The organism is Streptomyces sp. S3(2020) (genome assembly GCF_013044505.1).
Classification (GTDB): Bacteria; Actinomycetota; Actinomycetes; order Streptomycetales; family Streptomycetaceae; genus Streptomyces.
In genome coordinates this window covers 1-11,333 of sequence record NZ_JABERD010000267.1, presented here as the reverse complement: position 1 = coordinate 11,333, position 11,333 = coordinate 1, and the positions used below count along the sequence as shown (strand labels likewise).

Genomic DNA, 11,333 nt, shown 5'->3' with positions numbered 1-11,333 from the left:
CCGCCGCCCCGGCGACCCCGCCCGAGTCGTCGCCTCCGCCGACCGCATCACCACAGAACTGGGCTGGAAGGCCAAGCACGACATCCAGGACATGATCACATCGGCCTGGGAGGGCTGGGTACGGCTGCATCCGGAGTCGGCTCGGGGCTAGGCACCCCGACCGGGTCCGGCTACAGCGCCTTCAGTGCCGCGGCCGTCCCGCAGGCCAGCGCGTCCAGGTACCCCTTCGGCAGCTTCGGGCTCCGGATCACCACGGACCGCCAGTACAGCGGTCCGGAGATCAGGTCGAGCGCCAGTTCGTCATCGAGTCCCGCCCGGACCTCGCCCCGCTGCTCCGCCGCCACGAGGATCTTGCTGGCGACGCCCTCCTGCCCGTCCCGCAGCGCCTTCTGCACCGCTTCGGCGATCTCGGGGTTGCGGGCCGCCTCGGCCTGGAGGTCCGGCAGGATCTGCGAGGCCACGGGGTGGCGCAGGGCACGGGACGTCACCTCGTACAGCAGCCGCAGATCGCTCTCCAGCGCACCGGTGTCAGGCGCGGGCAGCCCCTGCACGGCGAGGGCCGACACCACGTCGAGGACGAGGTGGAGTTTGGAGCGCCAGCGCCGATAGACGGCGGTCTTGCCGACACCCGCCCGGCGCGCGATCCCCTCGATGGACATCCGCGCGTAGCCGACGGCCGCGAGCTCCTCGAAGACGGCCGCCCGGATGGCCTCCGTCACGTCCTCCCGGAGCACTGCGGCTCCGGCGGGGGCCCGGCGGCGCGGACGGGTCTGCGGCTCGTCTGCGTTCGTCGTCATACGGACCAGCATAGGGCGTCACGACGAAACGGTTGCGTTCCGACGCCGATTCGGCCTACGCTCACGTTGCGACGATACGGTCCCGTCCCGACGTAAGAGAACGTGAAGAGAAGCGTAAGGAAACGTCAGGTGACCGGAGACACCCCCTACCGAAAGCAGCGGATGTGAGCCAGGTCCTCCACACACCGCCTCCGACGGCGGCTCCCCTCCCCACGCCCGCCGAAGGCGACCTCGCGGCCCTCGCCGCCCGTCACGGCCTCTCGGTCAGCGGTGCCCGCCCCACCCTGTCCGAGTACATCCGCCAGCTGTGGGCCCGGCGCCACTTCATCACCGCGTTCTCGACCGCCAAGCTCACCGCCCAGTACAGCCAGGCGAAGCTCGGCCAGGTCTGGCAGGTGATGAACCCGCTGCTGAACGCGGCCGTGTACTTCTTCATCTTCGGCGTGCTGCTGGGCACCAAGAAGGGCGTGCCGGACTACATCCCGTTCCTGGTGACGGGCGTGTTCATCTGGACGTTCACCCAGAGCTCGATCCTCGCGGGCACCCGCGCCATCTCCGGCAACCTCGGCCTGGTCCGCGCCCTGCACTTCCCGCGGGCCGCGCTCCCGATCTCCTTCTGCCTCCAGCAGCTCCAGCAGCTGCTGTTCTCGATGGCCGCCCTGGTCGTGATCCTGCTCTGCTTCGGCGTGCCGGTCTCGGCGTCCTGGCTGCTCGCGATCCCGGCGCTGGTGCTTCAGTTCGTCTTCAACGCCGGCGTCTCGATGGTCATGGCCCGGCTCGGCGCCAAGACCCCGGACATCGCCCAGCTGATGCCGTTCGTGCTGCGCACGTGGATGTACGTCTCCGGCGTGATGTGGAGCATCGACCACCTGCTCAGCAAGCACAACGACCTGCCGTCCTGGGTCGGCCCGGTCCTCCAGGCCAACCCGGCCGCGGTCTACATCGACCTGATGCGCTACGCCCTGATCGACAGCTTCCACTCCAGCCAGCTGCCGCACCATGTGTGGGCGATCGCCGCGGGCTGGGCGCTGCTCGCCGGCGTCGGCGGCTTCATCTACTTCTGGAAGGCTGAGGAGACCTACGGCCGTGGCTGAGAACACCGCTGACAACACCGCTGACAACACCGACGAGAACATCCCGACCGTGGTCGCCGACAACGTCGACATCGTCTACCGCGTCAACGGCACCGGCGCCGGCCGCGGCTCCGCGACCGCCGCCCTCAACCGCATGCTGCGCCGCGAGAAGACCGAGAAGGCGTCCGGCGTCCGCAAGGTGCACGCGGTGAAGAAGGTCTCCTTCGTCGCCTACCGCGGCGAGGCGATCGGTCTGATCGGCACCAACGGCTCCGGCAAGTCGACTCTGCTCAAGGCGGTCGCCGGTCTGCTGCCGGTGGAGAGCGGCGCCATCTACACCGACGGCCAGCCCTCGCTCCTCGGTGTGAACGCGGCCCTGATGGGCGACCTGACCGGCGAGCGCAACGTCTACCTCGGCGGCCTCGCGATGGGCATGTCCCGCGAGCAGGTCAAGGAGCGTTACCAGGAGATCGTCGACTTCTCCGGCATCAACGAGAAGGGCGACTTCATCACCCTGCCCATGCGCACGTACTCCTCCGGCATGGGCGCCCGCCTGCGCTTTTCCATCGCCGCCGCCAAGGACCACGACGTCCTCCTCATCGACGAGGCCCTCGCCACCGGCGACCGCTCCTTCCAGAGGCGCTCCGAACAGCGCATCCGCGAGCTGCGCAAGCACGCCGGCACGGTGTTCCTGGTCAGCCACAACAACAAGTCGATCCGTGACACCTGCGACCGCGTGCTGTGGCTGGAGCGCGGCGAACTGCGCATGGACGGCCCGACCGAGGACGTCCTGAAGGAGTACGAGGCCTTCACCGGCGACAAGACCACGAAGCCGAAGCCCAAGCCGAAGCCGAAGGTCGCCGTCTAGGACCCTTCGTGCTGGAACACCCAGGTGCGGTAGACGAGGAACCGGAAAGCCGACGCCAGCACGATCGACACGGCCTTCACGGCATTCGACTCCAGCGGACCGTGAAGGCCGAGGCCGTGATAGCCGACGTAGAAGAGCCCGCTCTCCATGGCCACGCCGATCGCGCTGAAGACGAAGAACAGCACGATCTGCTGGTGAGTGCGCGCGTCCCGGTCGCGGTAGGCGAAGAAGCGGAAACCAAGGTAGTTCGTGCCCATGGCGACGAGGCTGGCAAGCGCCGTGGCCACCATGGCCCGCCAGGCGAGGCCGTGCAGCAGCACATTGAAGACAGCGAAATTCACCGCGACGCCGCTGCCGCCGACGGCACCGAAGTGCATCACTTCGCGGACGCTGACACGCTCCTCGACAAGGTTCAAAGTCACGGCACAAGGCTTAGCCGCAAACGGTAAGTCTTCTCCTTCCCTTTGCCTAAGGCAGGCCAAGAAAAGGGCGCCCCGAGCCATCGCGGCCCGGGGCGCCCTTCTCGTCGTACGAACTACGAATGCGTCCGCAGCAGCGTGCGCATGGTCCGCATCGCCACCGACAGGTTGGCCAGGTCGAACGCCTCCGAGCTCTGGATCTCCTCCAGGGTCGAGCGCGCCCGGCCCAGGATCGCGGCGTTCTTCTCCTCCCACGCCTTGAAGCGCTGCTCGGGAGTCGAGGTGCCGTTGCCCACCGCGAGCACATCGGCGGTCAGCGCCGCGTGGGCCGCGTAAAGGTCCTCGCGGATGGAGGCGCGGGCCATGGACTGCCAGCGGTCGGCGCGGGGCAGCTCGATGATGCGGTCCATGAGCTGGGTGATCCGCAGCCGGTCGGCGAGGTCGTAGTAGACATCGGCGACGTCCATCGGGTCCCGGCCCATGCGGTCGGCCACCGAGACGATGTCGAGCGTCGGGAAGGCGGAGGAGAACCCGGCCACGCGCGTGGCGAGTTCGTCCGGGACACCGACGCCGCTCAGCTCGTCGTAGATCTGCTGGTACCACTCCAGGTCCGCGCCCCGCAGCAGCTTCGGCAGCTGCGACCAGACCTGTTCGACGCGCTCGGCGAAGAACTCGACGGTCTCGGCGAGCTGGAGCGGCTGCGGCCGGTTGTTGAGCAGCCAGCGCGTGCCGCGCTCGACGAGCCGGCGCGAGTGGAGCCGGATCCGGGTCTGCACGGCGGCCTCGACCCGGTTGTCGAGCGCCTCCACCCCGTCCCACACCATGGCCGAGCGGAAGATCGCGCGGGCCGCGGTCTGCGCCCGGACGATCTCCTCCAGCGAGGCACCGGTCTCCTCGCGCAGGCGGTGCAGATAGGTCGTACCGCCCGTGTTGACCGTGTCGTTGACCAGCACGGTCGTGATGATCTCGCGGCGCAGCGGGTGGGTGTCGATGTGCTCGGCGAACTTCTCGCGCAGCGCGCTCGGGAAGTAGGCGTCGAGGAGACCGCGCAGATACGGGTCGTCCGGGAGCGAGGTGTGCAGCAGCTCGTCGGAGACCGTGATCTTGGTGTACGCCAGGAGGACGGCCGTCTCCGGGCCGGTCAGGCCCTGTGCGGCGCCCAGGCGTTCACGGATCTGGCGGTCGGTGGGCAGGAACTCCAGGGCCCGGTCCAGCAGGCCCGCGCGCACCAGGTGGCGCATGTAGCGCTGCTGGGCGTGGAGCATGTCCTTGGACTGGGCGAGCGCGTTGGCGATGGCCGTGTTCTGCGCGTAGTTGTTGCGCAGCACCAGCCGGCCGACCTCGTCGGTCATCTCGGCGAGCTGCTTGTTGCGCTGCTTGACGGTCATGTCGCCGTCCGCGACCAGGCCGTTGAGCAGGATCTTGATGTTCACCTCGTGGTCGGAGGTGTCCACGCCCGCGCTGTTGTCGATGGCGTCGGTGTTGATCTTCCCGCCGGTGAGCGAGAACTCGATCCGGCCGAGCTGGGTGAGTCCCAGGTTGCCGCCCTCGCCGACGACCCTGACGCGCAGGTCGGCGCCGTCGACGCGGATCGGGTCGTTGGCCTTGTCGCCGACGTCGGCGTGGGTCTCGGTGGAGGCCTTGACGTAGGTGCCGATGCCGCCGTTCCACAGCAGGTCCACCGGCGCCTTGAGGATGGCCTTCATCAGGTCGGCCGGCGTCATCTTGGCGACCTTGCCCTCGATCCCGAGGGCCTCACGGATGTGCGCGTTGACCGGGATGGCCTTGGCGCTCCGGGGGAACACGCCGCCACCGGCCGAGATGAGCTCGGCGTCGTAGTCGGCCCAGCTGGAGCGCGGCAGCTCGAAGACGCGGCGGCGCTCGGCGTACGAGGTGGCCGCGTCCGGGTTCGGGTCGATGAAGATGTGCCGGTGGTCGAAGGCGGCGACCAGGCGGATGTGCTCGCTGAGCAGCATGCCGTTGCCGAACACGTCACCGGACATGTCGCCGATGCCGACGACCGTGAAGTCCTCGGCCTGCGTGTTCACGCCCAGTTCCTGGAAGTGCCGCTTGACCGATTCCCAGGCACCGCGCGCGGTGATGCCCATGCCCTTGTGGTCGTAGCCCGCGGAGCCGCCGGAGGCGAAGGCGTCACCGAGCCAGAAGTTGTACTGCTCCGCGACCCCGTTGGCGATGTCGGAGAAGGTCGCGGTGCCCTTGTCGGCGGCGACCACGAGGTAGGTGTCGTCCTCGTCGTGGCGGACGACGTCCGCCGGGGGCACGACCTCGCCGGCGACCATGTTGTCGGTGATGTCGAGCAGCGCCGAGATGAACGTCTTGTAGCTGGCGATGCCCTCGGCCAGCCACGCGTCCCGGTCCACGCCCGGGTCGGGCAGCTGCTTGGCGACGAAGCCGCCCTTGGCGCCGACCGGCACGATGACGGTGTTCTTCACCATCTGCGCCTTGACCAGGCCGAGGATCTCGGTCCGGAAGTCCTCACGCCGGTCGGACCAGCGCAGACCTCCTCGGGCGACCTTGCCGAACCTGAGGTGCACACCCTCGACGCGCGGCGAGTAGACCCAGATCTCGTACGCCGGGCGCGGCGCCGGCAGGTCCGGGATGGCCTGCGGGTCGAACTTCATGGAGACGTACTCGTGCGGCTTGCCGCCCATCGCCTCCTGGAAGAAGTTCGTACGCAGGGTCGCCTTGATGACGGTCAGGAACGAGCGCAGGATCCGGTCCTCGTCGAGCGAGGCGACCTGGTCGAGGGCCGCGTCGACCTCTTCGAGGAGGGCGTCCACGATCTCGTGCCCGGCGCGCTGCCGGTCCGGTGACATCCGCGCCTCGAACAGGGAGACGAGGAGGCGGGTGGTGTGGACGTTGTTGCGGAGGGTGTCCTCCATGTAGTCCTGCGAGAAGGTGGAGCCCGCCTGCCGCAGGTACTTGGCGTACGCCCGCAGCACCGTCGCCTGCCGCCAGTTCAGCCCGGCGCTCAGCACGAGGGCGTTGAAGCCGTCGTTCTCCGCCAGGCCGGTCCAGGTCGCGGCGAAGGCCTCCTGGAACCGCTCGCGGCCGTCGTCGCCCAGGTAGTCCCCCGCGCCGTTCTGCGACTTGGGCATGTGCAGCCCGAAGTCGTAGATCCAGGCGACGCTGCGGTCCGAGCAGCGCAGTTCGTAGGGCCGCTCGTCGATCACCTCGACGCCGAGCCGGTTGAGGACCGGCAGCACGGCGGACAGGGTGATCGCGGCGCCCTTGCGGTAGATCTTGAAGCGGCGCTCCCCGGGGGCGGCGCCGACCGGCTCGTACAGGCTCAGCGCGAAGTTGTTCTCCTCGGTGAGCTTCTCCAGGTGGACGAGGTCGGCGACCGCGGAGCGCGAGGTGTGGTCGGCCTTGTAGCCCTCGGGGAAGGCGTTGCCGTAGCGGCGCAGCAGTTCGGCGGCGCGCTCCTCGCCGAGTTCGTTGTTGAGCGCGTCGGAGAAGCCGTCGGCCCAGGAGCGGGCGGCCTCGACGAGCCGGGCCTCGATGCGCTCCTTGTCCTGGTCGGAGAGCTCCGGCAGCTCGGTGCCCTGCGGGACACGGACCACGAAGTGCAGCCGGGACAGGATCGACTCGGTGTTCCAGGCGGTGAAGTCGACGCTGATGCCGCCGAGTTCCTCCTTGAGGATGTCGATGATCCGCAGCCGGACGCCGGTGGTGTACCGGTCGCGCGGCAGGTAGACGAGGGCGGAGTAGTAGCGCCCGTACTCGTCCTGGCGCAGGTAGAGCCGCAGTCGCCGGCGCTCCTGGAGGTACAGCACGGAGGTGACGATGGACTGGAGTTCACCGGGCGGGGTCTGGAAGAGCTCGTCGCGCGGGTACGTCTCCAGGATCTGGAGCAGGTCGCGCCCGTCGTGGCTGTTGGGCGAGAACCCGGCGCGCTGGAGCACCTCGGCGACCTTGCGGCGGATGACGGGGACTCGGCGGACGGACTCGGTGTAGGCGGCGGAGGAGAAGAGCCCGAGGAAGCGCCGCTCACCGACGACATTGCCCTCGGCGTCGAACTTCTTCACCCCGATGTAGTCCAGGTACGACGGCCGGTGCACGGTCGCCCGGCTGTTGGCCTTGGTCAGCACCAGGAGCTTGTGCTCGCGCGCCTTGGCGCGGGCGTCGGCGGGCAGCCGCTCGAAGGAGGGGCTGACGGGGTGGCTCTCGTCGTCGGCGTGATGCGGGTCGGAGCGCAGGATGCCCAGGCCGGTGCCCGGCACGGCGGCGAGGGAGTCGTCGTCGCGGAGCTGGTACTCGCGGTACCCGAGGAAGGTGAAGTGGTCGGCGGCCAGCCAGCGCAGCAGCTCGCGGGCCTCCTCGATGTCCTGTTCACGCAGGTCGGAGGCGACGGGCTCGGCGGGCAGCTCCTCGGCCATCCGCAGCGCCGCGTCCCGCATCTTCTCCCAGTCCTCGACGGCCTCACGGACGTCCGACAGGACGCGCAGCAGATCGGCGGTGATCTGCTTCAGGTCCGCGCGGTCGGTCTCACGGTCGATCTCGACGTGGATCCAGGACTCGGTGTGCGCGTCGTGCGGGAGCTCGCCGCTGGGCCGCTGGGCGAGCACCTCGATGAGCTTGCCGGTGAGGTCGCGCCGGACGACCACCTGGGGGTGGATGACGACATGGATGCCGCGCCCCTGGCGGGTCAGCTCATTGGTGACGGAGTCGACGAGGAAGGGCATGTCGTCGGTGACGACCTCGACGATCGAATGGGTGCACGCCCATCCGTTCTCTTCCACGGTGGGCGTCAGGACCCGCACACTGGCCGTGCCCTGCGGCCGGTTCTCGGCCAGCCGATAGTGGGAAAGAGCGGCTCCGAAGACATCGATCGGGTCCCGACCGGTGAGGTCCTCCGGGGCGGTGTGCAGGTAGTAGCGCTGGAGGAACGCGAGCACGGTCTCCCGGTCAGGGGTGCTCTCGTCCGTCGTCCCGGTCGGTAGGTGCCCCCCGACCGGGCTGTTCTCAGCTACCCGGGCGGCCCTCTCGAGCAGCTCGGCCTTGGCTTCGTCCAGCTTGGTCTGCATTGTCCTCTGGCTCCTGTCGCGCGCCGTTGCGTGACGTTGAAGGAAGTACGGTCTCTTCCCCTGTGACGTGACGCCGTGACGCGGGGTGTCCGGTCTGCTCCGACGCTATGCCGCAAGGTGAGATGAGCGGGGGGTTATCAGCCATTCTCGGCACGCCCGACAGGTGTGACGCTGCTCTCTGCGACGCCGCTCCAGGGGATGTGCGCGGCGCCCCGGGGGTCCATGTGCCCCCGCCCCGCCCGCGAAGACCAGCGACCGCCGCCCGGTCACGGATGTGGTCCGTGCTCTCCGGGCGCAGGGCAGGGGCAACGATGCCCCCGCGAGCTATCGCGCTGATCACGCCACCAGGCTATCGCTCCTTACAGGGGGCCCGTCATGAGCCGTATGTGTACAAAACCAGGGGTCGAACTTTGACGTTCTGCACAGGGGCGGCGAGCGGCGCACCGTGCGGTGGGGGTCATCGGGGGCGTGGCCGTCCGCGTCCATCGGGCCAATGGCGACCGGCCCCCTTGGCAAGGGCCCGCTCCGGATGCACGTTGCCGACATGACAGCCAAAATCCTGATCGTCACCGGCGACGCAGCAGAGTCACTGGAGGTCCTGTACCCCTACCAGCGCCTCCGTGAGGAGGGCTACGACGTCCATATCGCGGCCCCCACCCGCAAGAAGCTCCGGTTCGTGGTCCATGACTTCGAACCCGGCTTCGACACCTACACCGAGAAGCCCGGCTACACCTGGCCCGCCGATCTCGCCTTCGCCGAGGTCGACCCCGGTCAGTACGCCGCGATCGTCATCCCCGGCGGCCGCGCCCCCGAGTACCTGCGCAACGACCCCGAACTCCGCAAGATCCTCAAGTCCTTCTTCGACGCGGACAAGCCGGTCGCCCAGATCTGCCACGGCCCCCTGCTCACCGCCGCGATCGACGGCCTCCGCGGCCGCCGCGTCACGGCGTATCCCGCCCTGGAACTCGACATGCAGGCGGCCGGCGCCACCTTCCAGGACGCCGAGGCGGTCGTGGACGGCACGCTGGTCTCCTCCCGGGCCTGGCCGGACCACTCCCGGTGGATGCGCGAGTTCATGACGATCCTGCGGGCGAAGGCGCCGGTGACGTAGTCGTTCGACGGCGGCCGGGTGGCGGCCGGGCAGGTGCTGGGCAGGTGGGCAGGTGTTGGGCAGGTGCTGGTCGCGCCCACGCGGCGGAGCGGCACATGGACACCGCCCCGCACCCCCTGCGGCTACGCCGCCAGCCGCTCCGCCTCCACGACCGCCTCCGCCAAGGTGTCCACCACAGGCACCCCCACCTCCTCCAGGCTGGCCCGGCTGTGCGAACCGCCCGTGTACAGCACGGCCCGCGCCCCCACATGCCGCGCCGCCACCGCGTCGTCGGCGGCGTCCCCGATCACCACGGTCCGAGCGGGGTCCACTCCCGCCACCCCCGTCAGTGCCGCGAGGTGTCGCGTCATGTGCTCGGCCTTGCTGCCCCCGGAAGGCCCGGTCCGTCCGTCGACGCGTATGAAGTGCGCCTCGATACCGAACCCCCGGACCAGCGGAACCAGTTCCTCGTGCCCGTACATGCTGAGGATCGACTGGCTGCGCCCCGCCGACCGCCATCCCGCGAGCAGGTCGGCCGCACCGACCGTCAGCCCGCACCCGACCCGGTGCTCGGTGTAGTACCGATGGAAGGTCTCGTCCATGACGGCCCACTCGGCCTCGGTCGGCAGCCGCCCCAACAGCCGCTCGTAGAACTTCGGCACCGGCACGCAGTACAGCGCCCGATACCGCTCCATCGTGATCGGCGCGAGTCCCAGCTCGGCGAACGCCGCGTTCGTCGCCCCGATGATCGCGTCATTGTCGTGGAACAGCGTCCCGTTCCAGTCCCACACAATGTGCGCGCCCGTTTGCTTCCCCATGCCAAAAAAATGTACCCGCCGCCACTGACAATCAAGTGACCCGCAGGTCACAGGTGCACGGCAGGCCCCTCAGTCCCCCAGCCCGATCAGGTTCGGGATCTCCTGCGTGGCGAACCAGAGCAGTTCGTGGTCCCCGGCCCCGTCCACGACGAAGTGCGCGTCGTCGTCCCCGCCGTCCGCCGCCGCCAGCGCCTCCGCGGCCGCGGTCACGTCCGGCTCGGCCTCACTCGCGTCGACGTGCACGGCGGCCGCCTTGCCCAGCCGCACGTCCCGGTCGACCCGCACCTCGCCCAGCGCGGCCGGGTCGAGCCCTCGGTCGGGGTCGGCGAGCGCCGATCCGTCGGGCACGTCGACGGCGACCACGACCCGGCGCCGTACCGCCTCGGGGTCGGCCGCCAGCAGCCGCAGCGAGGCGAGCGCGGCCCGGTTCAGCGCCGCGTACTCCAGCTCCTCGATGTCGTCGGAGAGGTACCACTCGCGCAACGCGGGCGTGACGGCGTAGGCGACGAGCGGTCCGGACCCCAGCTCGCCCGTCTTGTACGCCTCGGCGAGCCCGGAGAGGGTCAGGGGGACGTAGACGCGCATGGGCTGCCGCTTTCGTGGTCGGAGGGCGGGCTCGGAGTGCTCCGCGAGGGCCTCGGTGAGGGCTTCAGGATACGTGCGGGCGTCCCCTTTCGAGTCCCTGCCGCTACGCCCGGAGGCGTCCACCCCGGTACGGAAAGTCACCCGGTGCACCCCCACGACCAAGGCCTCCAGCCCGCCTCGGTCACTCGGATAAGTGAACATTCCGGCCGCTCGACCCGGCCCCGAGCCGCCTTGCCGCCGCCGGCCACAACCCCGTACAAGATCCCCAACACGAAAGTTACCGCCCGGTACGAATCCGGGCCCACCGAACGGGGACCCCATGAACAAGGTCATGACCAGGGCACAGAACCGTCCGGGCACCCGCCCCCCGGGCCGCCGTGACGCCCGCCGCCGCCCTGGCCCCCCCGCCCCCCGCCGCGACGATCCCCGCGTACGCCCCCGGCGGCTTGACCACGACCGCGCCGGCGTACACATCCGCCGCCGCCGACCGGGACCACCCCCCCCCCGCGCCCCCCCCCCCCCCCTCCGCCCCCCCCGCCGCCCCCCCCCCGCCCGCCCCCCCCGCCGCCCCCCCCCCCCCCACCCGCCCCCCCCCCCGCCCCCCCCCCCCCCCCCCCCCCCCGCCCCCCCCCCGC

8 protein-coding genes and 1 pseudogene are annotated in these 11,333 nt (G+C 70.0%); 4 read left to right on the top strand and 5 right to left on the bottom strand.

The features are described from left to right. Positions 1–151: pseudogene (locus HLK59_RS43875) on the top strand (UDP-glucose 4-epimerase GalE); the annotation flags it as partial. A 19-nt stretch (positions 152–170) separates the two neighbouring features. Here HLK59_RS43875 and HLK59_RS43870 read toward each other — a convergent pair. Beyond that, entirely contained in the window at positions 171–797 is a 627-nt protein-coding gene (locus HLK59_RS43870; RefSeq protein WP_171147263.1) for a TetR/AcrR family transcriptional regulator, read from the bottom strand. A 164-nt stretch (positions 798–961) separates the two neighbouring features. On the opposite strand from HLK59_RS43870, the gene HLK59_RS43865 reads away from it, so the two are divergent. Further along, complete coding sequence (locus HLK59_RS43865; RefSeq protein ID WP_171147262.1) at positions 962–1,891, top strand: ABC transporter permease; 930 nt, start codon at positions 962–964, stop codon at positions 1,889–1,891. After that, positions 1,884–2,738: an ABC transporter ATP-binding protein gene (locus HLK59_RS43860; protein ID WP_171147261.1), complete on the top strand. Its 855-nt coding sequence runs from the start codon at positions 1,884–1,886 to the stop codon at positions 2,736–2,738. Before HLK59_RS43865 ends, HLK59_RS43860 begins: the two co-directional genes overlap by 8 nt. On the opposite strand, the gene HLK59_RS43855 is transcribed toward HLK59_RS43860, so the two are convergent. Beyond that, on the bottom strand, positions 2,735–3,160 hold the full coding sequence (locus tag HLK59_RS43855; RefSeq protein WP_346779955.1) for a GtrA family protein: 426 nt from the start codon (positions 3,158–3,160) through the stop codon (positions 2,735–2,737). The genes HLK59_RS43860 and HLK59_RS43855 overlap by 4 nt on opposite strands. A gap of 113 nt (positions 3,161–3,273) precedes the next feature. Next, the gene (locus HLK59_RS43850) at positions 3,274–8,205 is read right to left on the bottom strand and encodes an NAD-glutamate dehydrogenase (RefSeq protein ID WP_171147259.1); all 4,932 of its coding nucleotides are present in this window, start codon (positions 8,203–8,205) and stop codon (positions 3,274–3,276) included. Between the two features lie 544 nt (positions 8,206–8,749). Here HLK59_RS43850 and HLK59_RS43845 point away from each other — a divergent pair. Continuing rightward, positions 8,750–9,316, top strand: coding sequence for a DJ-1/PfpI family protein (locus HLK59_RS43845; protein WP_171147258.1), 567 nt, complete (start codon positions 8,750–8,752; stop codon positions 9,314–9,316). Between the two features lie 122 nt (positions 9,317–9,438). On the opposite strand, the gene HLK59_RS43840 is transcribed toward HLK59_RS43845, so the two are convergent. Together HLK59_RS43840 and HLK59_RS43835 are read right to left on the bottom strand one after the other, a co-directional pair. Next, complete coding sequence (locus HLK59_RS43840) at positions 9,439–10,113, bottom strand: HAD family hydrolase (protein WP_171147257.1); 675 nt, start codon at positions 10,111–10,113, stop codon at positions 9,439–9,441. Positions 10,114–10,182: 69 nt separating this feature from the next. Next, on the bottom strand, positions 10,183–10,698 hold the full coding sequence (locus HLK59_RS43835) for a hypothetical protein (protein WP_171147264.1): 516 nt from the start codon (positions 10,696–10,698) through the stop codon (positions 10,183–10,185). Positions 10,699–11,333 lie beyond the last annotated feature (635 nt).

What these genes read in the sequence shown, in the direction of transcription:
- HLK59_RS43870 (WP_171147263.1), bottom strand. Translation starts at nt 797, where the DNA reads ATGACGACGAACGCAGACGAGCCGCAGACCCGTCCGCGCCGCCGGGCC.
- HLK59_RS43850 (WP_171147259.1), bottom strand. Translation starts at nt 8,205, where the DNA reads ATGCAGACCAAGCTGGACGAAGCCAAGGCCGAGCTGCTCGAGAGGGCC.
- HLK59_RS43845 (WP_171147258.1), top strand. Translation starts at nt 8,750, where the DNA reads ATGACAGCCAAAATCCTGATCGTCACCGGCGACGCAGCAGAGTCACTG.
- HLK59_RS43840 (WP_171147257.1), bottom strand. Translation starts at nt 10,113, where the DNA reads ATGGGGAAGCAAACGGGCGCGCACATTGTGTGGGACTGGAACGGGACG.
- HLK59_RS43835 (WP_171147264.1), bottom strand. Translation starts at nt 10,698, where the DNA reads ATGCGCGTCTACGTCCCCCTGACCCTCTCCGGGCTCGCCGAGGCGTAC.